The sequence below is a fragment of the Pseudoalteromonas sp. LC2018020214 genome, from assembly GCF_016598755.1.
Lineage (GTDB): Bacteria > Pseudomonadota > Gammaproteobacteria > Enterobacterales > Alteromonadaceae > Pseudoalteromonas > Pseudoalteromonas distincta.
Window position 1 is genome coordinate 693,252 of record NZ_CP066805.1, and the last position, 25,105, is coordinate 718,356.

General features: G+C 39.8%; 23 protein-coding genes. 13 read left to right on the top strand and 10 right to left on the bottom strand.

The window, feature by feature from the left end; all coding sequences use genetic code 11:
* Nucleotides 1-12: 12 nt before the first annotated feature.
* Nucleotides 13-516 carry a TFIIB-type zinc ribbon-containing protein gene (locus tag JG479_RS19470; RefSeq protein WP_200220481.1) on the bottom strand — a complete coding sequence of 168 codons (504 nt, stop codon included), beginning with the start codon at nt 514-516 and terminating at the stop codon, nt 13-15.
* Nucleotides 517-556: 40 nt separating this feature from the next.
* Complete coding sequence (locus JG479_RS19475; RefSeq protein WP_197121983.1) at nt 557-1,144, bottom strand: DUF4202 domain-containing protein; 588 nt, start codon at nt 1,142-1,144, stop codon at nt 557-559.
* 227 nt (nt 1,145-1,371) lie between these two features.
* Between JG479_RS19475 and JG479_RS19480 the strand changes: the two genes are divergently transcribed.
* Nucleotides 1,372-3,099 (top strand): DUF885 domain-containing protein, encoded by a 1,728-nt coding sequence (locus JG479_RS19480; protein ID WP_200220482.1) that lies wholly within the window; start codon nt 1,372-1,374, stop codon nt 3,097-3,099.
* A 119-nt stretch (nt 3,100-3,218) separates the two neighbouring features.
* The gene (locus JG479_RS19485) at nt 3,219-4,526 is read left to right on the top strand and encodes a DASH family cryptochrome (RefSeq protein ID WP_200220483.1); all 1,308 of its coding nucleotides are present in this window, start codon (nt 3,219-3,221) and stop codon (nt 4,524-4,526) included.
* 29 nt (nt 4,527-4,555) lie between these two features.
* Here the strand turns inward: JG479_RS19485 and JG479_RS19490 are convergent, their stop codons facing one another.
* Nucleotides 4,556-5,626, bottom strand: a complete 1,071-nt coding sequence (locus JG479_RS19490; RefSeq protein ID WP_200220484.1) for a YeiH family protein — start codon at nt 5,624-5,626, stop codon at nt 4,556-4,558.
* 121 nt (nt 5,627-5,747) lie between these two features.
* Here JG479_RS19490 and JG479_RS19495 point away from each other — a divergent pair, with 121 nt between their 5' ends.
* Nucleotides 5,748-6,626, top strand: a complete 879-nt coding sequence (locus JG479_RS19495) for a LysR family transcriptional regulator (protein ID WP_200220485.1) — start codon at nt 5,748-5,750, stop codon at nt 6,624-6,626.
* A 123-nt stretch (nt 6,627-6,749) separates the two neighbouring features.
* Here the strand turns inward: JG479_RS19495 and JG479_RS19500 are convergent, their stop codons facing one another.
* The 4 genes from JG479_RS19500 to JG479_RS19515 all read right to left on the bottom strand — a co-directional run bounded on the left by JG479_RS19500 (nt 6,750) and on the right by JG479_RS19515 (nt 11,294).
* Nucleotides 6,750-7,196 (bottom strand): hypothetical protein, encoded by a 447-nt coding sequence (locus JG479_RS19500; protein ID WP_200220486.1) that lies wholly within the window; start codon nt 7,194-7,196, stop codon nt 6,750-6,752.
* 453 nt (nt 7,197-7,649) lie between these two features.
* Complete coding sequence (locus tag JG479_RS19505; protein WP_200220487.1) at nt 7,650-8,108, bottom strand: thioredoxin family protein; 459 nt, start codon at nt 8,106-8,108, stop codon at nt 7,650-7,652.
* 83 nt (nt 8,109-8,191) lie between these two features.
* Entirely contained in the window at nt 8,192-10,159 is a 1,968-nt protein-coding gene (locus JG479_RS19510; protein WP_200220488.1) for a hypothetical protein, read from the bottom strand.
* 223 nt (nt 10,160-10,382) lie between these two features.
* Entirely contained in the window at nt 10,383-11,294 is a 912-nt protein-coding gene (locus JG479_RS19515) for a LysR family transcriptional regulator (protein WP_197121078.1), read from the bottom strand.
* Nucleotides 11,295-11,468: 174 nt separating this feature from the next.
* Between JG479_RS19515 and JG479_RS19520 the strand changes: the two genes are divergently transcribed.
* From JG479_RS19520 to JG479_RS19555, 8 genes are all read left to right on the top strand, one after another.
* On the top strand, nt 11,469-12,146 hold the full coding sequence (locus JG479_RS19520) for a glutathione S-transferase family protein (RefSeq protein ID WP_138490209.1): 678 nt from the start codon (nt 11,469-11,471) through the stop codon (nt 12,144-12,146).
* Between the two features lie 106 nt (nt 12,147-12,252).
* Nucleotides 12,253-13,380, top strand: a complete 1,128-nt coding sequence (locus JG479_RS19525) for a zinc-binding dehydrogenase (protein ID WP_007583457.1) — start codon at nt 12,253-12,255, stop codon at nt 13,378-13,380.
* Between the two features lie 222 nt (nt 13,381-13,602).
* Nucleotides 13,603-16,161 (top strand): CotH kinase family protein, encoded by a 2,559-nt coding sequence (locus JG479_RS19530; RefSeq protein WP_200220489.1) that lies wholly within the window; start codon nt 13,603-13,605, stop codon nt 16,159-16,161.
* A gap of 77 nt (nt 16,162-16,238) precedes the next feature.
* Nucleotides 16,239-17,153: a polyphosphate polymerase domain-containing protein gene (locus JG479_RS19535; RefSeq protein ID WP_200220490.1), complete on the top strand. Its 915-nt coding sequence runs from the start codon at nt 16,239-16,241 to the stop codon at nt 17,151-17,153.
* 1 nt (nt 17,154) lies between these two features.
* A complete protein-coding gene (locus tag JG479_RS19540) occupies nt 17,155-17,742 on the top strand; it encodes a DUF4956 domain-containing protein (protein WP_033022227.1) in 588 nt (195 codons plus the stop codon).
* Between the two features lies 1 nt (nt 17,743).
* The gene (locus JG479_RS19545) at nt 17,744-18,838 is read left to right on the top strand and encodes an OprO/OprP family phosphate-selective porin (RefSeq protein WP_200220491.1); all 1,095 of its coding nucleotides are present in this window, start codon (nt 17,744-17,746) and stop codon (nt 18,836-18,838) included.
* Nucleotides 18,839-19,136: 298 nt separating this feature from the next.
* Entirely contained in the window at nt 19,137-20,171 is a 1,035-nt protein-coding gene (locus JG479_RS19550) for a type IV toxin-antitoxin system AbiEi family antitoxin (protein ID WP_200220492.1), read from the top strand.
* Nucleotides 20,152-20,472 carry a hypothetical protein gene (locus tag JG479_RS19555; protein ID WP_200220493.1) on the top strand — a complete coding sequence of 107 codons (321 nt, stop codon included), beginning with the start codon at nt 20,152-20,154 and terminating at the stop codon, nt 20,470-20,472. The genes JG479_RS19550 and JG479_RS19555 overlap by 20 nt, the downstream gene beginning before the upstream one ends.
* A gap of 468 nt (nt 20,473-20,940) precedes the next feature.
* Here the strand turns inward: JG479_RS19555 and JG479_RS19560 are convergent, their stop codons facing one another.
* Both JG479_RS19560 and JG479_RS19565 read right to left on the bottom strand, forming a co-directional pair.
* Entirely contained in the window at nt 20,941-21,117 is a 177-nt protein-coding gene (locus tag JG479_RS19560) for a hypothetical protein (protein WP_161792777.1), read from the bottom strand.
* Between the two features lie 258 nt (nt 21,118-21,375).
* Nucleotides 21,376-21,549 carry a hypothetical protein gene (locus JG479_RS19565; RefSeq protein ID WP_161792778.1) on the bottom strand — a complete coding sequence of 58 codons (174 nt, stop codon included), beginning with the start codon at nt 21,547-21,549 and terminating at the stop codon, nt 21,376-21,378.
* 1,109 nt (nt 21,550-22,658) lie between these two features.
* Here JG479_RS19565 and JG479_RS19570 point away from each other — a divergent pair.
* A complete protein-coding gene (locus tag JG479_RS19570) occupies nt 22,659-23,144 on the top strand; it encodes a hypothetical protein (protein ID WP_010554987.1) in 486 nt (161 codons plus the stop codon).
* Between the two features lie 36 nt (nt 23,145-23,180).
* On the opposite strand, the gene JG479_RS19575 is transcribed toward JG479_RS19570, so the two are convergent.
* Nucleotides 23,181-24,386 (bottom strand): anhydro-N-acetylmuramic acid kinase, encoded by a 1,206-nt coding sequence (locus tag JG479_RS19575; RefSeq protein WP_200220494.1) that lies wholly within the window; start codon nt 24,384-24,386, stop codon nt 23,181-23,183.
* Nucleotides 24,387-24,535: 149 nt separating this feature from the next.
* Here JG479_RS19575 and JG479_RS19580 point away from each other — a divergent pair, with 149 nt between their 5' ends.
* Nucleotides 24,536-25,030, top strand: a complete 495-nt coding sequence (locus JG479_RS19580) for a GNAT family N-acetyltransferase (protein ID WP_200220495.1) — start codon at nt 24,536-24,538, stop codon at nt 25,028-25,030.
* Nucleotides 25,031-25,105: the final 75 nt, after the last annotated feature.

Consider the following 25,105-nt stretch of genomic DNA (forward strand, 5'->3'; position numbering starts at 1 on the left):
CGCCGTTTTTTATTACTGAAAATTAAGTAATGCTAATTGCACCAGCCGTTCAACTGTGGTGTCTTGAACATTTTTAGGCGCTTTGGGGTAATACTTTGATTTTGGCGGCTTAATAGTTATAAACCCATGATTGGTCGCCATTTCGTGGGCTAACAGCTTACGCTCTCGGGGGGTTAAATGGTTTTCGTGTATTTTTGCCAGCTCGCCGCTATCAAGCCATATTCCTGCACAACCAGGGCATTCGTCTATCTCAACCACTTTGAGCGGTGAGAAATACCGGCGCATCATCACTATGCTTGGGCACTTTGGGCAATTTACTCGCGATGAGACTTCGCCCTCACCTTCGGTATAATTACTCAAATACTTAAGTAATACCTGACCATGCTTTAGCTCTGGCGAGCTAAATTTAAAAATTTGGCTGTTATCAAAAAATACGCCGCCTTGCGCTGACGTAAAAACAGTAATGCCGCCAATTAATAACGGCTCAAGAGAGGTATTTGTACGTGGGCATAACATTCTAAAAATCCTTTTTATTTTAATACCTAGCTACACTACTTTACTCAAGTGCTTTATGAATAAGCCCAACAAGGGGCTCTGGCAATGTAATATTACCTGCAAGTACAAACTCATGGGCTTCATCTGACATTTTTTGCCATGTACGGCGAATAATACCAATCCATTTTTCTTCATTGTAATCTGGTTTTGCATTGGCAAACCCAAGCATATAATGCTCAATAAATACAAGGCTTGCTACATCTTCTACTAATTGGCTGTCTGGGTTACGTTTAATATTTTTTTTAGCGACCGCATCGTACACTCGGTTTTGCTCAGCTTCACCGTAACCAGCTTGCTTCATGAGCGCAACCACGCTGCTAGCATGAAATATATAAAGTGCACTGCGCCACTGATGATAGCCCTGTTTGTTCATTTCAAAATCACTACGTGGCGACTTCCAACGCTGAATATGCTGTGCACGCACTGCAATTTGCATGAGTTCATCGGCATCTGGTTTAAAACGAGTTAACATTTCGCTCATGCGCAAGGCGTATAAACTTTCTTTTGGAAAGCTTTGTCCATTGTGCTGCTCAGTATTTGGGTCTTGGTTGTTTGCTTCATCAATTAAGGTAATTACTTTATTAAACATGACGGTCATTTTTTATAATAAGTTTTAGTCATTCTAAACGCTGATAAAACAATAAACTAGTACGCCAATCAGTTACGCAGTGAAATTTGTTCAATCAAAAAGTAAAACCAAAAGGTACTAGTTATAAAAGTAAGCGCATTGATTAAGTTAACTTGGTACTATATTGAGCACAAATTAAAATAAAAAAGCGCGATAAATAATAACAAACTCGCCAATAACGGATGACTATGTTTAAAAAAAGTATTCTAGCTATATGCTTAGCGGTTGCATCGCTACCGAGCTTAGCCGACAGTAACACTGATTTAAAAACCATTATTGATAACCACTGGCAAAACGCTAAAGCTGAAAAAATATTTTTTCGTACCGATCCAGATGGCTGGAAGCCAAACGGTACATTGCCAAATTGGAGCGAGCAAGCCATTGCAAAGCGCCAAGCTTATAACAACAGCGTACTAAAAAGCTTAGCCAGCATTGACCCAAAAACGCTCAACAACGAGCAGCTAATGAACTACCGCTTATTTAAATATGAGCGAGAAACAGAGCAGCAAAGCTACCTTTATCAAGATAAGTATTTTCCGGTTAATTTTTTAAGTGGCTGGCATACTTATTTTGCCGAAGCCCCCGCTAACATGGCATTTTTAACACCCGACGATTACAACGCATTTTTAATCAGCCTTGCCGACTACCCTCGATTTAATCAGCAAAATATTGATTTAATGAAAGAAGGTATAAAAACAGGCTTTACTCATTACTGCAAAACCTTTGAAAATTACAGCCAAAGCATTAGCGCGCATATTGTTAAACAACCTGAAAACAGTGCCCTTTACGAGCCCTTTACACGTATACCAAACACGTTTACAGCAGAGCAAAAAGCCACATACCAAAATAAAGCAAAGGCCTTAATCAGCTCAAAAGTAGTCCCTGCTTATCAGCATTTTTACGACTTTTTTGAAAACGATTACATGCCTAACTGTAGAGCCCAGCCGGGTATTGCAAGCATTAAAGGCGGGCTTGAGTATTACAAATATGCAGTTAATTATTACACCACAACCAATGCCACACCAAAGCAAATACATGAGCTTGGCTTAAAAGAAGTGGCGCGTATAAAAACGCAAATGCAAAACATTATTGATGAAGTAGGTTTTGATGGCACATACAGCGATTTTTTAGAATTTTTAGCGACCGATAAGCAATTTTACGCAACAGACGCGCAAGACCTGCTAGAAAAAACCGCTTTTATTACGCAAAAAATGTATGGCAAGTTACCAACCTACTTTAATCATTTACCGCGTAATACCTTTACTATTAAAGGCTCAGCGAGTCGCGGCGCGTTTTATATGCCACCTGCTGATAACCGTTCCCCCGGCACTTATTTTTTAGCCTCAACACCTAAACTACAGCCTTTGTATAATTTAGAAGCACTTAGCTTACATGAGGCAATACCAGGGCATCATTTACAAAACGCTATTGCTATGGAGTTAAATGTACCCGAATTTAGACGCACACTTAGCCACTCAGCATTTGGCGAAGGTTGGGCACTATACACAGAGCGCTTAGGTAAAGAAGCCGGCTTTTATAAAAGCCCGTACAGCGACTTTGGTCGTTTAGGCTACGAAATGTGGCGTGCAGTAAGACTTGTTGTTGATACCGGTATTCATGCCTTTGGTTGGAGCCGCCAAAAGGCTATTGACTACTTGGCAGATCACACTGCTTTGCCACAAAGTGCGGTGGAGGATCAAATAGATCGTTATATTTCATGGCCAGGCCAAGCGCTTTCGTACAAAACGGGCGAAATAAAAATACGCGAACTGCGCGCAAAAGCTGAAAAAGAACTCGGGGCTAAGTTTGATATTCGCAGCTTTCACGACACCGTTATCGGCCAAGGCTCGCTGCCTATGGAAGTATTAGAAGACGTAATAAACGATTGGATAGCAAAACAAAAATCGGCTATTTAACATTAAAGGAGGCGGTATTATTTGCCGCCTCTTTTTAAAACCCTCTTAAACACCTCAAAACTAATCCCTACCCGCTTTTGCTTCGTAGAGCTTTAGAGTTTAAAAACCTGAGTAAACCTATGAGCAAACGCATTTTATATTGGCTACAAAACGATTTACGAATAGACGACAACCCTATTTTAAGCGATCTTGCTACTGAGCAATGCGCGCTCGATATTGTATTTGTTATAAACCCGCACTGGTTTAAAAATAATAACTATCAACAAAAGCCGTATGGCGTGCATAAACAGCAGTTTTTAATGCAAAGCTTGTATGAACTCCAACAAGCACTTATTGAGCGCGGGCAAACACTGCATGTGCTTGAAGGCGAACCTGTATCGCTTTTGAAAGCGCGTATTAATGAGCAAAATATTGATGAAGTTGTATACAGCGAGCAATTTGGCCTGTACGAGCAATGCCAAATAAACTTACTCAAAGCACATTGCCCTAATACTAAATTTGCAGGGTCGCAGCAAGACACGCTCTTTAAACAAAGTGACCTACCGTTTGATTTAAGCGAATTACCTAAACACTTTACCCCGTTTCGTAAAAAGGTAGAGGCCGCCACTAGCCCCATTTCACTTTCAACATTACCAAACGGTTTGCTCCCTCAGCCAATAACCTTGTGCGCTAAAAAACCTTTAGAGCGTATAGCAAATAATGGCGTAATGCATGGCGGGTTTAAAAGTGCGCAAACACATTTAAAGCAATACTTTTCAGGTTTACTACCAAGTACTTATAAAATAACTCGAAACGAGCTTGATGGCTTTAATAACACCACAAAATTTAGTACCTGGCTTGCTTTAGGTTGTGTAAGTGCGCGGCAAGTTTATAAAGCAGTTGAGGCGTACGAACATAGTCAAATAACAAACGAGTCTACTTACTGGATTAAATTTGAATTGCTATGGCGAGAGTATTTTAAATGGCATGCACTTAAGGCAGGTAAAAGCCTGTTTAGCTTTAAAGGCCAAAAGCAAACAAAACCCCTTACTACATTTATGCCAAACCGCTTTGCTGCATGGTGTAATGGCTCAACACCCTACCCATTAGTCAATGCCATTATGAATGAGCTTAATGCTACGGGTTATATATCAAATAGAGCAAGGCAAATTGCAGCAAGCTGCTTAGTAAACGAGCTTGGCCTTGATTGGCGATACGGCGCAGCTTATTTTGAACAGCAACTGATTGATTACGATGTAGCCGCTAATTGGGGTAATTGGCAATATATAGCAGGTGTAGGCGTAGATCCGCGTGGTGGTAGGCACTTTAATATTGAAAAACAAACGTTACAGTTTGACCCGCACGCTGTTTACACTAATAAATGGCAAGGTAATGAAAATGCAAGTACACAACTCGATAACTTAAACGAAGTTGATTGGCCAATTTAAGCCGCCAATCAACTTTTACAAAGTAACGTTTAAAACAGCTCAGCAATACCTATATTAATAGCGTAACCACCCAAGGTTAAAAACAAAAATAAACAGCCTGCTAATAACAGCGGTTTTATACCCGCTTGGCGAATAGCGCCAACATGTGTGCGTAAACCTAAAGCCACCATCGCAATGGTAAGTAATATATTATCAAACCAAACAACTGCGCTTGTAGCCACTTGAGGAATAATAGAGAGTGAATGCACACCACTTGCCACAATAAATAACACTGCAAACCAAGGGATTGTAATACCCGCTTTTCGCTCGCCGCCATGCACGTTATTGTTTGTTTTAGCATGCTTTTTACTTTGCCAAAACGATAAGCCCACTAAAAATGGCGCAAGCATCATCACCCTTAGCATTTTTTCTATAACGGCGGTATCTGCAGCATTGGCGCTTACAGCTGTGCCCGCTGCAACCACTTGCGCTACTTCATGAATAGTTGAGCCTACAAAAATACCGTAAGCGTGCTCACTCAGTCCCATGTAATCAAACATGATTGGGTAGGCAAACATACTTAACGTACCAAATACCACCACCGTTGCTACAGCTACCGATACTTTATGCGCCTGCGCTTTTATTACAGGCTCAGTTGCCATAACCGCAGCGGCACCACAAATAGAACTACCCGCGCCAATTAATATGGTTGTTTGTTCATCAAGCTTAAATACGCGCTTACCTAGCTGCACTGCCAAAATAAATGTGCCTAACAGCATTACAACATCGGTTAATAAGCCTTCCCAACCTACGTCCGCTACTTGCGCAAAGGTAATTCTAAACCCAAACAACACAACCCCCGCTTTAAGCAATATACTTTTAGCGTAATCAACACCAACATCGGTTTGCGTAGCAATGCGCGAAAACACACTGTTACCCACAATAATGCCAAGCACAATACCAATCGTTAAAGAGCTAAACTGGGCACTTTGCATTACGGGTAACTTACTTAATGCAATAGATGCTCCCGCCAAAACAGCCACCAGCAGCATACCTAACCACCAGCGCGCATCGCCGTATTGCTTAGTATTAATACCCAAATTTTTAATAGCGCTAAGCATAATATTCTCTCAATTGAACAACGTTAAACTGTTGACTTCATTTTAAGAAAGCGCAAAATATAACTCCAATACATTAAAATCATGATTTGATAACTTAAAGTTATGTAATTTGAGAGACACAATGAACTTGCATGCACTTAGGGTGTTTTATACGGTAGCAAAGCTTGGCAGTTTTTCAGGCGCAGCCGAGGCGCTTTTTATAAGCCAACCCGCTGTATCTAAAGCGCTAAAAGAGCTTGAGCACCAATTAAATATTCAACTTATAGAGCGTGCATCTAAAGGCAAAAAACTTACCTTAAGCGAGGGTGGCCAAGCCTTGTATGATCATGCACGTAGCATTTTTGCCATTGAAAAAGCCGCCATTGAAGATATTAAATCACGCACAGGGCTTAAGCGCGGCACACTCGTTATAGGCACCAGTACAACCATTGCCAGCTATTGGCTACCTCCCTATTTAGCCAATTTTTGCGCACAATACCCCCATATAAAAGTAGAAGTACAAGTTGCTAATACCGCGCAAATTGAGCTTGCCTTACTTGAATGCACTATCGATTTAGCACTGGTTGAAGGCACACCTACCGAGCCGCATATAATAAGTAAGCACTGGCAAAACGATTTAATGAGTGTTGTTATACCGAGTAACTTTAAGCCCACGAAAGACTTAAAAGCATGGTTAAACAATCAATTTTGGCTACTGCGCGAGCCGGGCTCGGGTACTTTAGAAATGTCGGTAAAGTTATTAGCAGAGCATGGCGTAATAGCAGAGCGCAGTATGCAATTGGGCAGCAACGAGGCAATAGCAAGGGCTGTCGCTCAAGGTATGGGGGTCGCTTTATTGCCAAATGTAGTTACTGAGGATTTAGTGCAGCTAGGTAAATTAACACGCCTGAGCCAAAAAAATAACGAGCAACTCTCTCGGCCACTGTATCAATTGCATTATAAAGACAGGCCGTCTTCACATGCTGCGCAAGCGTTCGAAAAAAGCCTGTTTAGTGAATAATGCTCGCAATCTGTAAGTAGTAAGGCACCAGTAGCAAATTTACATAAAGTTTAATCTTTAAAGTCAAAATTTGAGCCCTTTAGTCTTTCTAATACCTATTAGCTAAGTTAAAACTCAATTGTGTTACGTGATACACCTTTCATGCTTTACTATTAAATTAAAATAATTTTTAAACATGTGTTCAGAGCTGGTATCCCTTAAATCCACATCAAAATAGTAGCCGTCTTCTAAAACTTTCAAACTCTCTAAATCATTGCAAATGCGCTCAAGAATCAAATATTTATATTTTGGAGTTATATTTTTAATTTCATCAAGAGTGAGCCCTTCGGCATCAAAATTCACAACAACTCTTAAACTGGTACCTGAATAACCATGCCTTACAAAACTAATTCGGCTATCAATGGATGAAAAAATGGTGCTGAAGTGATTTTTATCTTCCTCGTATTTCCATTGAGAAGCATCCCCCCAAATCAAGACAAAAATAGCACCAAAAACAGCGGCAGCTACATACAATTTGTTGGCATTTATCATAAACCACAATTGAACTTTTTCAGTTCGCATTAATTTCATAGGTCACATAACTTTAAAGTAAAAGACTAAATCAGTCGGATAAAATAAAAGACTAATAATCAAAACCAAAGTCTTGCTCATTCACATGTGTAGGTAATATAACTAGAGTTAAGAAAAATACCTTGATGCTACACCAATGCCGATAAGTAAAATAATTAATAAAACCCAATATCTTTTTGAACCATCTAAATTTTCACCGCAGACTGGGCAAGATGATGACGCGATTGGAGTCCCGTTAATATTTGTCGTTTTAACAATTGGGGAGGTAATTCCTGATTTACACTTTTTGCACTTCATAAATATCCATATTAATTATAAATAAAATCGCGGGTTGATGCTCACAAAACGCTTACTTAATTGACGTTAAATGACAGGCTATAATTAGCAACAAATCACAGAAAACCAACCTTTATACATCCTTTTAATTGAATTGCCATAACATAAGAATAGACCTTACAAACCCTGAGTTAAGTCTTGCGCTAACGTACCCGTTGGCTTTTCAATTACGCGTACCAACTCTTTGCCATTTTGTTTAACAATAAACGTTGGTGTGTATTGTAAGTCGTGAGCCTGTGCAATGCCTGCATCGTCTTGCTTGTTGTAACCTACGGCCACGTAGTCAATGCTTGCAAGTTGTACTTTCGACGTAGAAAGCAACTTAATAAGCTTTGGAACTTCGCGCTCACTGTCGTGGCACCACGTTCCAAATAACACAATAACTTCTTTGCCTTCTAGCTTTTGCATTAATGAAATGTCTTGTGCTGTTGGTGTATACGCCTTGTATTGCTCGTTAAATTTATCGTAGTCGCTTAGCAGTGCTTGCGTACTTATCTCGCCCGAAAATGGCGCTGTAGCAGCGCAGCTTATAAGCGGCATACTTAAAGCGCACAATAAAATTAATTGTTTAAACATAAGGTTGCTCTTAATTTAGGTATTAATTTAGGTATTAAACGACTATACCCAATATTGAGTGTGGAGTGAACAACTCAAAACAGTTACTTTTTATCCATAAAAAAGTTAACTTGCGATAAGTTAGTTAAATATTCTCGCCTTACGTTTTTATTCTCAGCTAGCTTGTCTAAATCACCAATTAGGGTAACTAACTTATTATGAGAGTGGCTGCTTGTTTTTTTAAACTCGTCTTGCTTTTCGTCACTCTCAACACGCTCTTTTTTATTCATGTTGTAGCTGTTTTCGTTTTCTTCAAGCCAAATATCGTCAATTAAGCGAATGTCGCTTTTACTAACGGTTTGTTCTTGCATCGCCATTTGCAGCTCGTATTGATTGGTTTGTGGATTAAACTCAAACATTTTTGTATCAACATCAACCTCGTGATACTGATCAAGCCCCACAAGTTCTTTATTTTTTACCGCAGTACCTACGTTATAACTCTCTTCTTTGTTGTAGTAATCAGGGCGACTATATTGATAATCAAAGTGGCTACTTACATTTTTACTTTGCGTTACACCGCTAAGCTCCCCTAATTGGGCTTGTTCAGTCGCTTGGCTTAGCTCAATTGTACTTTTAGGTTGATAGTCGCCGTTATCCAGCGAATAAGAAAATGTAGCATCAAAATCAGCGAGCTTAGAAATACCCGCACCCAATGTATTGGGCGCTTTATTACCAAGCCCTTGGTAACGGGCATCGTTTGTAATTATGTTATCAACCAAATCGGCAACCATGGCGCGCCCGTCATTAAAGTGCTGTTCTGCAAGTGACTCCAAATTGCTATAACGCTCAGCCGCTGATGACATACTCGCAAAAGCGCCTTTAAACAATGCAAAACCTTGTTGCATTGCCTCATCGCCACTTTTACCAAACGCCGATGTTTTATCATCTTCAGTACTGTTTACTCGGCTATCTTCTAGGCTTTGATCGAGCGACGCTAAATACTGCTGCATTTGCTGCGTGTCTTTAGCGCCAATGGTTGACATATCGAGTGCAAAATCAATGTCGTTTTGCTCACCTGCGGCTTTAAACACAAGTGCTTGCTGGTTTGATGCTTCATCAATGGAGTAACTTAAATCAAGCGTGTTCTGGGCAGTATCAAGCGCATCATTTTGCGTTGTCGAAAACGACACATTAAAACCGGCTAACTGTTCACTATTAAAGTCCGCTAAAAAATCTAAACTCATGTCTGTTTGGTTTGGCACTATAAGAGGGTTGAATGAATTTTCACTCACTTTAAAAAATTCATCGGCCATTTCACCAACACCCGCCATAACCTGCGTTAAAGCACCATGTTCAGCCTCAGATAAATTACCATTAACTTCGTAACTTATGCCAAAGCCATCTATCGCTTCACCTGTTTTTTCGTCATAACCTTGCGATGAGTTAAAGGTAATGTTTATAACATCACCTTCTTTAGTTTTTACCGAGAGCTCAAACAGGTAGTTATCGTCATCCTCGTATTTTGCGCGATTAAGGCTTTCCATGTATGGATTAAGCGAGCGCTCTACACGTTGCTGGCTTGAGGCTAAAAACGTTTTTTGTTCATGCCCAAGCTGACCTAAACTCGATAAAATCTCGCTAGTATTAGCATAAGCACCCTGAATATTTTTAACTGATGTATTTAATCGTTCAATTAATTGGGTGCTGTTTTCGTTTTTTAATAACCCCTCATGCTGAGAGCTTATTACGGTGCGCAGGGCGAGTTCTTCATCGGAGAGTTTATAGTTAAGCATGCTGGGCGTGCTTGAAATAGTAAACAACGAGGTAAGTTGCTGCTTTAAAACGTCCTCTACATTTTGATTACTGGCTAGTGCTTCATCAAGAGTTTCATTATTTAACTGGCTTAATAACCCATCGGTTATTTTTGACTCGTTAGTTTGTAAATCATTAATAGCTTGAAGGTCGCTGCTGGTGTGTAGCGAAGGACTCACAGAGCTTTGGGTAGCGTTACTAACTGATTGAGCCAGCAAAGTGCTTAAATTAGCCTGGCTGCCAAGAGTACTGTTGACCATGATTATCCTTAATCGCTAAACCCTATTAAGTAATTTATCGGACGCAGCATTAAAAGCTTTAGCTTAAGTAGGTATTTTTTACCTATTATTTATACAAACAATCCATTAATAAATTAAATAAGCATAAATCTAAATCGAATAAGCGTAGGTCGGATCATCCGACAATTCACCACTCTATTTATTTACTACCCAGCTGAGTCTTAAGCGCTATTCTGCTCGCTCATTACTCTTCATTTGTTTCTTTTATTCTTTGTACTAAAAAGTCGACCGCCGCTTTTACCTTTGGTACTAAATAGCGCTGCTTTTGATACAACAAATAAACCGCCATAGTCGCATTTTGGCTTATCGCTAATTCATGCTCAAACTTAAGCTCTTGCAACTGGCCAGACTCAAGGTATGAGTCGAGCGCCCACCGAGTTGACATTAAAATGCCCTCGCCATTACACGCTTTTTTAGCCAGCCACGATCCGTTATTTGAAATAGCGACCGCAGGCCCAGAAACGTCGTGCCATTGCTCATCCACTTTACATAACCACGGCGTTGGCCCCGCTGGCGTTTTAAAATAAAGGCCACTGTGGCCCTTTAATTCCATAACATTAGTGGGCACACCGTATTTTTGTAAATAGCAGGGTGACGCAACAGGAATAAAGCCGTTATCCATTAGTTTTATTGCTAGCACGCGCTCATTTGGCGCATAGCCACCGCGAATAGCAATATCAACATCGTCACGCCCAAGTGTCGACAGCTCATCACTTAAGCTAACATCTAATATAATTTCAGGGTATAGCGCGCTAAATTCATCAAGCAGAGGCAGTAATATTTTGTCACCAAAACTCACCATTGAGCTTATGCATAATCGCCCCATTGGTGTTGTTTGATAACTGCGTACAGTTTCGTGGCTTTGCTCTAGCTGATTTAATATTTGCTGAACATCGTTATAGTAAATTTGCCCAACTTCGGTCAATTTAACTATGCGGGTCGAACGCTTTAAAAGCGTAGCCCCCAGGCTTTTTTCTAAATCAGCAACTCGCCTCGACAACGACGAAGGCGGCACACCAAAAGCTTTGGCGGCTTTGGTAAAACTGCCCGTTTCAACCACCTTAATAAAATACCGTATGGCTTTTAGTTGATCCAAGTCGCCTCTCCATTAAATAAAATGCTTTATTGTCTTAAAGACAAAAGTGATTCGCATTTTCCCCTATATATAAGCAAATTAAAACAAGTAATAATGTACTCAACCTAAAGACAGGGACTTAAATTGCATTTTTTGGCAATTAGTATCTTCACGTTAATAATGGAAAGCTGACTTATGATTACTTTGCACGGTTTTGCTGCTAGTAACTATTACAACCTAGTTAAACATGTACTTTTACACAAACAACTGCCATTTAAAGAACACCTTGTTTACGGCGGTAGTGAAGAGTTACTAGCAATCAGCCCTGCAGGCAAAGTGCCTGCAATCACAACAGCTAATGGCCTTAATATTTCTGAGTCGAGTGTTATTTGCGACTTTATTGAAGAGTCGTACCCACAAACCCCGCTATATCCTACAGATGCAGGTGAGCGCGCAGTTGTACGTCAAATTATGAAAATGGCAGAGCTTTATTTTGAACTGCCAAGCAGACGGTTTATCCCTTATGTATTTTCAGGCGCTGAAGTACCCGACACAACTAAAGCCGAAGTACGCCAAGTATTAACGCGTGGTGTAACCGCTTTGAGTAGCGTGTGTAAGTTTTCACCTTGGATTGCAGGCGAGCAATTTACAATGGCAGACATTTACGTTTATTACGTAAACACCATTGTTAGCGCCTTTGGCTCAAGCCAGCTTGATTGGGATGTACTTGCACAAGTACCCGGCATGAAAGAGTGGAACGAATCAATGAGCCAATTAGCCATTGCTCAAAGCATAGAGGCCGATCGCCAATCAAATATGGCTGAATTTATGCAAAAAGTGAAAGCGCAAATTCAAGCAGCAAACGCTAAATAATGCGTAGCTATAAAAGTATCTATTCTAATTTTTAATTACTAAGACTGTATCGCCAATACAATAATGCTATTGGCTTAACAAATTTAATTCTTTGCAGGAGACACCTATGACAGATAAAAATATCCAACTTACTTCAACTATCAGCGAAGACAATAAACTTACACTTGCCTTAAAAAACATCGAGATGCCAAAGCCGAATGCCGATGAAGTGGTTATTCGCATTGAAGCTGCACCATTAAACCCATCAGACTTAGGCGTTTTATTCAGCGCAGCTGATATGTCTACTGCAAAACAATCGGGTACTGATGAAGACCCAGTAATTACTGCCGATGTTCCAGCTCAATTTATGCCATCACTTAAAACCCGTGTTGGAAAAGCAACGCCCGTAGGTAATGAAGGCGCAGGCACCGTAGTAGCAGCAGGCTCATCACCAGCCGCACAAGCATTAATGGGTAAAACCGTTGCAGTAATTGGCGGCGGTACGTATCGTCAATTTATATGTGCCAATGTACAAAGTTGCCTAGAGCTAAAAGAAGGGACTACCGCTAAAGAAGGTGCATCATCTTTTGTTAACCCACTTACCGCACTAGCAATGGTAGAAACCATGCGCGCTGAAGGCCATAAAGCCATTATTCACGCCGCAGCGGCTTCTAACCTTGGCCAAATGCTAAACCGTATTTGTATTGCCGATGGCGTTGATTTAATTAATATTGTTCGCAAACCAGAACAAGAAAAATTACTGCGCGATATGGGTGCAAAATATATTGTTAACTCAAGCAGCGACACTTTTCTTGCTGACCTAACTGCTGCAATAATCGAAACTGGTGCAACTATAGCGTTTGACCCTATTGGTGGCGGCCAACTAACAAGTGACATTCTTAACTGTATGGAAGTTGCAGCTGCGCGCGATATGAAAGAGCACACAATTTATGGCTCTGATACATTTAAACAAGTGTATATTTATGGTGCACTAGACCGCGGCCCTATTACATTAAACCGTAACTTTGGTTTTGCATGGGCTGTAAACGGGTTCTTGTTATTTAATGCCTTAGGTAAATTAGGCACAGATACAGTAATGAAAATGCGCAAACGCGTTGCTGATGAAATCACCACTACATTTGCGAGCAACTACACGCACGAAGTGTCATTAGCTGAGGTATTACATTTACAGTCAATCGCGGCTTATTCTAAACAAGCCACCGGCGAAAAGTACTTAATTAAACCTCAAGCTTAATTAAATATTCTTCGTTAAAAATTAAAAAGCAGATGCTAATTAGGTATCTGCTTTTTACGTTTAAATATACGCACTCTACTATTGCTAGGTTTGCAGTTAACGCGTCCTTAAAAGCCTGTCATAAAACCATCACAAAAACGTAATTTACTGAATGTTTACACATTGTTTGCACCTTTTATTCTTATAGTTTATCCACTTTAATAAGATAATAAGCGTGCCTACATGAATATAAAACCTTTTATATTTTATTCAGTTATTGCCTCTACTACATTATTGTATGGCTGCGGCGGTGCTGAGCAAACTACCGACACTAGCACAGAGCAAAGTACTGATTCATCATCAACAATCACGTCAACTAGCTTAGTTATAAATGAAATTGTCGCAAGCCCAAGTGATACCTCCTACGATTGGATTGAGCTATATGCCACTGAAGATATAGCCGATTTGTCGGTATTTTCACTTGTTGATGATAACGCCGACAGAGAGCCTCAAGCATTACCTGCAGTAGCGCTTTCGCAAGGTGAGTTTATTGTTATTCAAGCCATTGATGAAACCGACACACCGCCCGACAACGGTTATTACGTTACCTTTAAACTAGGTAGCGACGACGCTGTTACGCTTTATGAAAATGGCACTGCGGTGTCTGTACTTGATTGGGAAGAAGGCGAAGCCGCTGAAGGTTTTAGCTACGGTTTATACACCGATGGCACCGGCACCGCGCAAACATTAACACCAACACAGGGCGCAGCTAACCAAACAGCCGACACCTCAACACTTGTTACCACGCTAATTGCTGAAGATGCACCACTTCGTATAAACGAAGTAGTAGCAAAAGACAGCAGCGGCTCTGAGGACTGGATAGAGCTTTATGTAACAAGCAGTAGCGATGTTTATTTAGCTGACTACACACTAAGTGATGACAATAACGAGCAATTTGCCCTACCCGACATTACTTTAGCGCCCGGAGAGTTTTATCGCATTTACGCCAGCACCGATGATTTAGGCGACCTCCCAAGCGTAGCGTTTAAATTAGGCTCAAGCGATACCGTAAGCCTTTACAGTAACAATGTAATTATAGAGCAGTTATCGTGGAAAAAAGGCCAAGCCTTGAGTGGTTACAGCTATGGCCGCTACCCAGATGGCAGCGATGCAACAGCGGTATTAACTCCAACAGAGCTTAGTCAAAATAGCAAAGCAACTCACGGACCACTCGTTATTAACGAAGTGGTGGCAAGCGCCACAGACGATGGTAACGACTGGTTTGAGCTATACAATAACAGCGAAAATACTATTAACTTAGCAAACTACCAAGTTATTGATGAAAGCGACGACATAGACCCAGTAACCCTACCCGATATAGATTTATACGCAGGCCAATACATTACTATTTATGCCACCGATGAAGATCCAGGCACTTACTACGTCCCCTTTAAACTAGGTAAAGAAGACGAGTTAAGCTTAATACTCAACGATGAAGTAATTGACTACATTGATTGGGACGAAAGCGATGTAGCCACAGGCTTTAGTTACGGCCTAAGCAACAGCACCGACTTTACTCATGCGTTTTTAACCCCTACTCCAGGTAGTGAGAATACCGTTGCAACCGCATTTACACCCACAGCTGTTAATACGCTTTCTATTACAATTACCGACGAAAACTGGCAAGACATTCTAGATAACCCACTTGATGAGGAATATCACGAAACTGCAATTACTTTTAATGGAGTAACACTCGATAGCGTGGCTATTCGCACTAAAGGCGGCTCAAGCTTAAGCAGTGTTGCCAACTCTAGCAGTGACCGATACAGCTTTAAGGTCGATATTAACGAATACGTGTCGGGCCAAAAGTTTTTTGGGCTAAAAAAATTCACACTGCAAAACTCGTTTAACGACCCGTCGTACATGCGTGAAGTAATTGCCTACGACCTAATGGATGAAATGGGCGTACCAACGCCTGAGCATGCTTACGTTAACTTTTATGTAAACGGCGAACTATTTGGTTTGTACTTAATGGTAGAAGCCATAGATGGTGAGTTTTTAGAAAAACACTTTGCCAACAGTAACGGCGATTTATACAAGCCAGATGGCACAGGCAGCGATTTATTATGGCTAGGTGACGACATACAAAGCTACACCGACATAAACTTACAAACTAACGAAGACACCACCGATAACGGCGCATTTATTAACTTTGTAGAATCGCTCGATGACGGCGAAACCAGCGCCATAGAGGTAGATACACTTTTACGATATATGTCGGTTAGCACTTCGTTTTCTAATTTAGATAGCTACCACGGTACGCTTGCTCATAACTATTATATTTACGATGACGATGGCGTATTTAGCATTTTGCCATGGGATTTTAACGAGTCATTTGGCACCTTTAACATGAATTGTAATGGTGTAGATGTAAGAGAGCTCTACATTGATGAGCCAGTAAGCGGCGCATTAAATGAGCGCCCGTTAATCGCTAATGTATTTGCCGAGCAAAGCAACCTTGATGTTTACCACAGTTACTTAACGCAACTTATTAATGGCTCACTTTCAAGCGACACATTTAGCGCCCGCGTAAATGAAATAGCCGACTTAATCCGTGAGCACGTACAAAACGACCCCACTAGTTTTTACGGCTCAGATTACTTTGAGCAAAACCTAACCTCTACTACGGGGCAGTTTTACGGTTTAACGTCGTTTATGCAGTACCGCGTAGCAAATATGGCAGCGCAGCTTGATGGCACATTGCCCTCAGCCGGCGACGGCAGCGGCTTTTGCTCTAGATAAACAACCCATCCTTCATGCAGTGCCAGCACGCTGGCACTGCACTCTGTAACTTTGCAATTTAATAATCTGAGAAAATTATGACAATTCAAGCACGTTTAAAGGATGAACTTTTTGAAAAGGATACTTCAATTGCACCTGTAGCACTTGCTGCAATAAACACTAAAAATAAGCAGGCCCAACCTGAAAAGCCAAACGCTGATAGCCCATTATCAACATTAATTAACGAGCTACTCACCCCGTTTGAAGGCTACGGATTAAAAGACCTTAATAACGCCAACTTAATGAACCGTGTAGATAGCAAGTTTATGCTGCCACTGTCTTTTTTACCTGAGCTACTAACTCATTTACAAGGCCAGTACCGTGTGCTTGATATACGAGGTAAGCGTTTATTTTCTTACTATAATCAGTACTTTGATACGCCCGAGCTTGATTTATACAAAGCCCACCATAACGGTAAGCTTAATCGATACAAAGTGCGCCAAAGACGCTACGTTGATACCGCCACCGAATACCTAGAAGTAAAACTAAAAAACAATCAAAGCCGTACGGTTAAAACACGTATCAAGCTCGAAAAAAACAACGAGCAAGCTCATTGTACTGCGTTTATGAAAGAACAAATGAAAAACAGCTTTGCACATCTAAACGTAACCCAACAAAGCGGCTATAACCGAATAGCCTTAGCCAACGAAGAAAAAGCCGAACGCTTAACGCTTGATTTTAACCTGTGGTACAACACCCCAAAAGGCGATAACAAAATAACCCTACCGGGCTTTTTTATTGCCGAACTTAAGCAACGCAAAAAAACAAAACACTCGCTATTTTACAAGCTTATGAGCAAACACCACATATTCCCGGCCTCGTTTAGTAAATACTGCATTGGCTGTGCTTTGCTCTACCCCGAGCGCTTAAAAGTAAACCGCTTTAAACCCGTTTTAGCCCGTTTAAAACACCTTAACCGCACTAACCCGCTTTTACCTTTAGAGAATAATTAAAATGACAAAATTAGATCTTATTTTTCTTTCCCGTTTTTTAGTAAACATCCTATCGCTGGCTGTACTTTGCTATGGCTGTTACTTTCGTATTAGTAAAAATGCAGTGGTGGCAGGCTCGTTTATTTTATTTGGCGTAGGCGTTTTTATTATTACCTTTTTGCTGCATGGCGTTGATATGTCGATGGAATTTGCATTTGGTCTATTTGCGGTATTTACCATGTTAAGGTACCGCACTGAGTCTATTTCGATTAAAGAAATGACTTACTTATTCCTCGTTACCGCCATTGCTTTACTTACCTCTGTAGGGCAAATGAGCTTAATTGAGCTAAGTATTCTTAACGGCATAATTTGCTTAATTGCCTTTGTAATTGACTCAAGCATATTTGTAAAACGCTACGAAGTACAAAGCGTTTGCTACGAGCGCATAGAAAACATAACCCCGCAAAACCAAGCCACACTCATCAACGATTTAAAACTGCGCACAGGCCTAAACGTAGTTGCTGTAGACATAGAGCACATCGACTTTTTAAAAGATGTAGCCCAACTAAAAGTGAGCTACTTAGCCGAAAAACAAACAAAGGTAGCCTAACATGACCTCTAAACTAACTATTTCTACAGTGGCGCTTTCAACACTTTGTTGTTTTGTTAGTAACGCAAGCTTTGCCAAAATTAACGATGATATAGACCTAAGCGGCTATATCATGCTCGACTACAACAAGTTTGATACCTCATTATTAGAGGAGCAATACGACAGCAGCAGCTCAGAAAGTACCTCAGAAATACGCCGCGCTCGCCTAAGTTTTAAATCAGACATCAGCAAAGACTGGAAAAGTAAATTTCAACTTGGCTTTGCCGATGGCGAAACCGAAATAAAAGACGCCTACCTAGAATACTCAGGCTGGAAATATGCTGATTTAACCATAGGCCAACAAAAAGAAGGTTTTGGCCTAGAAAAAATAACTAGCTCTCGTAATTTATTAATGCTTGAACGCAGCATGATAAGCGAAGCATTTTCGCCAGGGCGAAGTTTAGGTATTAGCCTATCGGGAGACATAGCCTCAGTAAATTGGCAACTTGGTTATTATCAGCCCGACGAAGACGAAGCAACATCTGCTATTACAGGGCGGGTAGCCTGGGTGCCATGGCAGCAAGATACCAACCTATTACACTTAGGCGTCGCATTTAGTGAGAGGCAGTACGACGGTAACGAATTTAGAGTAAATGAGCCACTTGAGGTTTATACCGCCGACTCATTAATAGAAGGCGATAAAATTAATGCCGATAACCTCTCGCAGCAAGGTATAGAGCTGTTATGGCTTAAAGACAGATTGACCATGATGGCCGAGTGGCAACAAGCACAAGTAACCAGTATTGAAGATACAACCAATGATTACGAAGGCGGCTACTTGCAATTTGGTTATCAGCTATCAGGCGGATACCGCAAGTATAAAAACGCAAAACTAGGCGCAAGCTCAGAGCCAGGCTGGGAGCTCACTGGCCGCTATAGCCTACTTAAGCTCAAGCAAGAAAACCAAGACGCAAAAACCTACGCCCTTGGTGTTAACTACACCGTAAACAAGAATATAAAGTTTATGGCCGACTACATTAAAGCCGACTACTTTGAGGCAGGCGGTACTATCACATCGGGCAATGCAATCTCATTAAGGCTGCAATATTCGTTTTAATGCGCTTGCGTGTTAAGCCAGTTAATCTAAAACTATAAAGCCCTGTGCTAAACGTTACGCTTAACACAGGGCTATTTTAATAGAGCTGTTATAAACTCTCTAAAGGTAACTTATCAGGCTGGTACTTATCCCACTAATTACAGTAAGGCAATTTAAGCTTGTGAGCTTGCCACTCTCCTCGTTCATTAATGATGGCCGTTCAATAAAAATGAACAGCTGAGATTAGTGAACTAAACTTGACTAGCGTTCAATTTATATTTATGTTCATAAACAATGAACAGTTAAATTTAGTGAACAAATGATGGACCACGGGATAATACAGGCAGCTATTGAGAAATTAAACTTGCAGACGAGTTTAGGCGCAGAGTATAAAGCTTTTAAAAAAGAGTGTACTGAAGGCGAACTCGCTTTGCCTAATGTTAAAAGCAATTTAATTATTAAATGCAAAAAGCACCTAAATATAACCACCTTACAAAAGTATATTGCTGAATTAAAAATAAAAAATCAGATAACCAATGCCCTATTAATTACTGAGTACATCAACCCTAATCAAGCAGCTCTATTAAAGGAGCAAAATACATCCTTTATAGACCGAGTTGGTAACACGTATATTAATTGCTCCCCAATTTATATTGATATTCAGGGAAATAAGCCCGAAAAAGCCCACAATGAAATAGCCTTAGCCAAACAATTAGGTAAGGCATTTCAACCCAAGGGTATGAAAGTAGTATTTATGTTTTTAGTGCAACCGGAGCTGGTAAATAAACCCATGCGCACAATTGCAAAGATGGCCGAAGTTGCACTGGGAACGGTTAAACAAGTAATTGACGATTTAATATATCAAGAGTTTATAGTTCAAAAAGACCAACACACTAAAACAATCAACAATTCAAAAGCTTTACTAGAGAAGTGGTTAGACGCTTATCCTGTAACTGTTGAAGCTAAATTAAAACAAGAAGTCTTCACTACTGATAACACGGAGCTACTACAAAAACTTGAACTAAATAATGTAAATGCCATATGGGGAGGCGAATATGCTGTTCAACAATATGATGATTATTTAAATACAAAAAATTATCTAATTTACGTAAGCCCTGAACATAAAAAAGTCATTTTAAAAACTGCACGATTACGAAAAGTAAAAGCAGAAGATAATATAAACGATGCAGTAACAAAAGTAGTTTTAGTGGAGCCATTTTTAGCTATAGAAAAACTTGTTGGGTCAAAGACTCATTTAGCACACCCGTATTTAATTTATGCTAATTTATTAGCTAGTAGAGACACAAGAAACATAGATGCTGCAACGAGGTTTTATGAAAAGCACATCGCTTAATGTTGTTGGTAAATTACCACGAGGGTTAGTTGGCCTTTATCAAAAAATAAACGCCCATACTGAAGCATTAGGGATCCCTTACCTAGTCATAGGTGCTACCGCCAGAGACATTATACTCCACCATGGCTACGGTGCTGCAATTGAGCGAGGTACAAGAGATATTGATTTTGGTATACAAGTCCAAAACTGGGACCAGTTTGAACAGTTAAAAGAGCATCTGCTAAAAAATGGTTTTACCCCTGATCAAACAAAAGTACACCAGCTAGTAACTGGACTGACATTGGTACTAAACGATGACTGAGGCGAAAGCCAAGGGCCTTAATTAATCATCAATAATGCTTAATTAAACTGCCTAAATTCATATGGGTGACTGGTGCATATTCACACCAATCGACGTCATTACTGGGTGCGTAGCCATATTTAAAATGAGTTTAAATGATAAGAACACTTGGTTTTTGAATAAAAAGATCAAGGAAACACAGCTGCCTACTTGACCGGAACTTTCTAATGGGTGACCCCTTTATTTCAAGCTTAACTAAATATTCTTCGTTAAAAATTAAAAAGCAGATGCTAATTAGGTATCTGTTTTTTTGCGTTTAGCACAGGGGCTATTCATATAGAGCTTTTATAAACAATACAAACTCTATGAAGGTAACCTATCAGACTGATAATCATCCCACAAAAGCGTGGTATTAAGAAGATCATGCTAATAACTTAAATGCCTTAGTTCGGCTTTTAGAAAGTTTAACTATGAAATAAGAAAATCGATTTAGTCACCTTTTATATTGCCTTTCCCCTGCACTGCTTTTATTAAAGGTATACATGCTAAAGAAAGTATTAGTGCAATAAAAAAGCCGATCATAGTGTTACCAAACCAGATCCTAAAAACACTAGTTAATAAAGCTAAAATAAGAGCAGATATAAGCCATGGATTTACGTTTTTCATTTTTAATTCCTTTTATATTTTCAACAACTATTTTTATCTAACTGGACTTCCTGTACTTTGCTAAACACTCAAGTACATTAAAACATTTAGAGATATAATTAATTTGATCGGTGTACTCTTACAAACTTCGCTAATGTGCCAGCAGCGGACATTGATAACGCCCGCATGACAAGCAATGTCTTGGCATGGTTTTTGCGCTATTTGCCAAACCATGACAACATAACATTGTCAGAGTTTAGGCGCTTGTCATAACTCAATTTACTCGGCATCTTTAATTGGTAAAGTACTAATAGAATTTATGTCTAAACATTTATGGGCATAGCATAACGTTGCTTTAACTCTTATCCCTGTATCTACCTTTAAAGATACAGGAAAAGCAGAGCGACTTCCCTCGTTGTAAATAGAAAACTCAGACGAAGATGCAAAAAGCATTTGTTGATCCTGCCATAACTCTAAAGAAACCGATTGCAGCTTGTTTCCGTTCAATGAATTTGGTGCATGCACAAAAAATTCATGGATTTCCGTTGAACGACTCCCGTTCGAAGCAAAAATATTTAGTTTTTGAAATCACTACTTTTCAATTCAATAAATTCATAGAAAACACTAGTTGCATAACTTGGTACAGAAAATAATAAAAAAATTAGGAGTTTACGCATACCCTACCTTGAGCTATAACACCACTTTAAGAAGTGGCTAAATAACGCTGGCTATAATTTGTGAGGAACGAGCACAGCCAGCTGTATGTGTCCGTTTGAACGTCCTGTTAGCATTATGCTACTGATAAAAATCAATATTTTCATTTCTGAGTATATAAAGTGAGATCTTATAATAAACAAAAAACCATCCTGAAACGGCAATAATAACTCCTAAATTATACTCGCGGAGTAAAGGGATATAATTTATTGATGCAATTATTATCATTGAATAAAGCAAAAATGTAGCCCAAAATAATTTTGAACTGACCAACTTCAATCTTACATTACAGTCAGCACACTTAAAATAAAATGGAAATACGGAAAAAGACAAACTGAAAGGTTTGATGTTTTTAGTACAATTAGGGCAAATAGACATAAACTTCCTTGTAATGCTAACAACTTTATCAGAGGACACTTTCGCTATTTTAGCGCGAAAATATTCTTAATTAAGGAACTTATATTAATAGCAAATAGTGCAAGCTATTGCCAAGTATAAACATTATGCACAATGTAACTTATTTAAACATGTAAAAAAGGGGAAAGTATTTTTGATGTTTTAATTAGTTTAAGCCTAACAACAAAATTCTGCTCCCAATGAAAAGAACACCATGAGAAAAACCCAAATAAGGAATAGGATCTCCGTCCCTACAGCCCCTGCCACATATGGTTCTTCATTCCAGATGTGTGACAAACCATTCCAAAGTTGGATGAGAAAGAACAAAAAGATCCTCTTTGATCAAACTACTCAATAATTGTACTAAATAATGCAATTAGTCATAAATCTGTAACTTTGATCCGCGATAATCTCTATCCGATAAATGAATAGACTCAAGAAGATTAAGTAAGATGAGTACACCCTTAGTGCAACTAACATTTGCACTGCAATCATTTGATGATTCTATGTCTGCGGCGATGAGCCACGCTATGGAATATGAAAAGCTATCGCTAAAAGCCAATGCTGCGCATAACATTACGCTGCAGTGTGTGTTGCCTGATGGCGCAAATGAGAGCGATGTTATTTCACTAAGTGCAACGCAGCCCAGTGCACGTGGGGCGCAGTATTTTACTGAAAAAACGCTGAGCAATGCAGACCTTGAATCTGGTACTGTAAATCTTACTTTAAGTAACATTACACAAAGCCAGTGTTTTGTAGTGCAAATGATGCTGCACGGAAAAAACACGACCTTAAAAGAAAGCCAGCAACTCGATGTGTACATTAAAGCATTTGAGCAAGGCTATATTCCTGAGCAAATAAAAACTGAACATACCAAGTCACAGGGCGTTCGTAGCTACTTTGCAAGTATGGGTTCTACGTTTTTATCGCTGTTTTAGTGCTGACTGCACTTAAATTACGCGACTTATAAGTTATTAGTCTGCAAAACTTACTTTACCCATAGTGACTCCCGCGATACCTTGTGCAGTATTACTTAGGTGTTGCTGCTCTCCTGCTAGACATTCGTTTGCTAAAATAGCAAATAACACGGCCTCTTTTGCGTCGGGATTTATACCTAAATCGTCAGTATTTTTAAACGCCTTAATACGTGGACAAAGCGCTGTAAGTTGCGCCATTAGTAACGGATTATGAATACCGCCACCACTTGCATACACCACACAATTTTGTGCGCGCTCTGCACACTCGTTTAATGCATTTGCTATAACGGTTGCAGTAAAGGTATTTAAGGTGGCCATTATATCTTCATGGCCTAAATGGTGAGTATTTGTAAGTTGCTGTGCGGCGTTTAAATACGCTAAGTTAAATACCTCAGGCCCTGTGGTTTTAGGCATTGGGAGTTTAAAAAACGCGTTATTACATAATGCATTCAATAATGGCGTATTTACCTTGCCTGCTTTTGCTATTTTTGCGCCATCGTCATAATGTAGTCCTATAAAATGCTGCTGTACGTAGGCATCCATAATGGTATTACCGGGGCCAATGTCGGAGCTAAACACACCGTTTGCATCACCATTTTTGCGTAAAAACGTTAAGTTAGCTATGCCGCCCATATTTAGCAAAATCCGACTCTCCACAGCGCTCGAAAAATACAAATAATCGCCATACACAGCAAGTGGTGCGCCCTCGCCTCCTGCGGCTATGTGTTTTTGCCTAAAGTCACCAATGGTTGTAATGCCGGTAGTAACGGCTATTTGGTCGCTATCGCCAATTTGTAAGGTGCCATTAGTAAAGCTTTTGTGGTTATGCTGCGACTGCGGGCAGTGGTAAATGGTTTGCCCGTGGCTTGCTATTACATCAATACTTGCTGGGTTTATATTCCACTTAGCTAAGCACTGATTAACCATATTGCCATGGAGTTTACCTACCCACGGGTGCAGTAAAGTTACAAGCTCTAAATCACACTCTCTTTTGGCAAATACCTGCTTTATTTTAGTTTTATAATCGTCGTTGTAGTCAACGGTGGTAAAATTTAAAACCTCAATGTGTGTATTTAAGCCTGCGCCCGTTACTTTACACAGTGCAACATCAAGCCCGTCCAACGAGGTGCCGCTCATTAAACCAATAATTAAACGGCTTGGTTTTAGGGCGCTGTTATAAAGCGCTTTAATGTGAGGGTGCATAGTGGCATCTAAAATAGGTGTAATATTTTGCTTATATTAGAGGACTTTAAAACAAAGTAATAGCCGTAAAGCGTTTAATTTAGGTTCTGATTGTTTAACTCTTAAATGATTGTTAAGTTAGTGTGCATACTAAAAATTTATGAAAAAATATGATCACCCTCAGAGAATTTAAAGCCCAAGACGCGCCTTTTATTATTAACACCTTAAATGATGAACAAGTAACGCGTTATTTATCGTCAAAAATTCCGTTTCCGTATACGCAAGCCGATGCAAACTGGTGGATAAGCCAAGGCTCAAAAAACGGCATTATTAAGGCCATTGTTGTAAATGGGCAATTTGCGGGCTGTATTGGTATAACTCCCGGCGAATTTGAATACAGCCACAATGGCGAAATTGGTTATTGGCTTAATAAAGCCTATTGGGGGCAAGGTATTATTACTCTCGCTATTGAACTTATATGCAATGAAGCGTTTGCAAGCTCACACTTAAACAGAATTTTTGGTGCCGTGTTTGCTGGTAATACCGGCTCTATGAAAGCACTTACTAAGAGCGGCTTTGAGCAAGAGGCTGTGCTTAAACAGGCCATTTATAAAAACGGGGTATTTTACAACAATCATATATTTAGTAAGCTCAAAGCAGACTAATTACTCTAATTAAATTTGCGCAAAGGTTGAATTATTAACCACCCGCCCAAAACTCCTTTATTAAGGTACGCATTG

Bases quoted from the DNA above. Each gene is read 5' to 3' on its own strand.
- JG479_RS19580 (WP_200220495.1), top strand. From the start codon at position 24,536: ATGATCACCCTCAGAGAATTTAAAGCCCAAGACGCGCCTTTTATTATT.
- JG479_RS19545 (WP_200220491.1), top strand. From the start codon at position 17,744: ATGACCTCTAAACTAACTATTTCTACAGTGGCGCTTTCAACACTTTGT.
- JG479_RS19505 (WP_200220487.1), bottom strand. From the start codon at position 8,108: ATGTTTAAACAATTAATTTTATTGTGCGCTTTAAGTATGCCGCTTATA.
- JG479_RS19520 (WP_138490209.1), top strand. From the start codon at position 11,469: ATGATTACTTTGCACGGTTTTGCTGCTAGTAACTATTACAACCTAGTT.
- JG479_RS19570 (WP_010554987.1), top strand. From the start codon at position 22,659: ATGAGTACACCCTTAGTGCAACTAACATTTGCACTGCAATCATTTGAT.
- JG479_RS19470 (WP_200220481.1), bottom strand. From the start codon at position 516: ATGTTATGCCCACGTACAAATACCTCTCTTGAGCCGTTATTAATTGGC.
- JG479_RS19495 (WP_200220485.1), top strand. From the start codon at position 5,748: ATGAACTTGCATGCACTTAGGGTGTTTTATACGGTAGCAAAGCTTGGC.
- JG479_RS19475 (WP_197121983.1), bottom strand. From the start codon at position 1,144: ATGTTTAATAAAGTAATTACCTTAATTGATGAAGCAAACAACCAAGAC.
- JG479_RS19500 (WP_200220486.1), bottom strand. From the start codon at position 7,196: ATGAAATTAATGCGAACTGAAAAAGTTCAATTGTGGTTTATGATAAAT.
- JG479_RS19525 (WP_007583457.1), top strand. From the start codon at position 12,253: ATGACAGATAAAAATATCCAACTTACTTCAACTATCAGCGAAGACAAT.
- JG479_RS19490 (WP_200220484.1), bottom strand. From the start codon at position 5,626: ATGCTTAGCGCTATTAAAAATTTGGGTATTAATACTAAGCAATACGGC.
- JG479_RS19510 (WP_200220488.1), bottom strand. From the start codon at position 10,159: ATGGTCAACAGTACTCTTGGCAGCCAGGCTAATTTAAGCACTTTGCTG.
- JG479_RS19560 (WP_161792777.1), bottom strand. From the start codon at position 21,117: ATGAAAAACGTAAATCCATGGCTTATATCTGCTCTTATTTTAGCTTTA.
- JG479_RS19550 (WP_200220492.1), top strand. From the start codon at position 19,137: ATGATGGACCACGGGATAATACAGGCAGCTATTGAGAAATTAAACTTG.
- JG479_RS19535 (WP_200220490.1), top strand. From the start codon at position 16,239: ATGACAATTCAAGCACGTTTAAAGGATGAACTTTTTGAAAAGGATACT.
- JG479_RS19565 (WP_161792778.1), bottom strand. From the start codon at position 21,549: ATGCTTTTTGCATCTTCGTCTGAGTTTTCTATTTACAACGAGGGAAGT.
- JG479_RS19575 (WP_200220494.1), bottom strand. From the start codon at position 24,386: ATGCACCCTCACATTAAAGCGCTTTATAACAGCGCCCTAAAACCAAGC.
- JG479_RS19540 (WP_033022227.1), top strand. From the start codon at position 17,155: ATGACAAAATTAGATCTTATTTTTCTTTCCCGTTTTTTAGTAAACATC.
- JG479_RS19480 (WP_200220482.1), top strand. From the start codon at position 1,372: ATGTTTAAAAAAAGTATTCTAGCTATATGCTTAGCGGTTGCATCGCTA.
- JG479_RS19555 (WP_200220493.1), top strand. From the start codon at position 20,152: ATGAAAAGCACATCGCTTAATGTTGTTGGTAAATTACCACGAGGGTTA.
- JG479_RS19530 (WP_200220489.1), top strand. From the start codon at position 13,603: ATGAATATAAAACCTTTTATATTTTATTCAGTTATTGCCTCTACTACA.
- JG479_RS19485 (WP_200220483.1), top strand. From the start codon at position 3,219: ATGAGCAAACGCATTTTATATTGGCTACAAAACGATTTACGAATAGAC.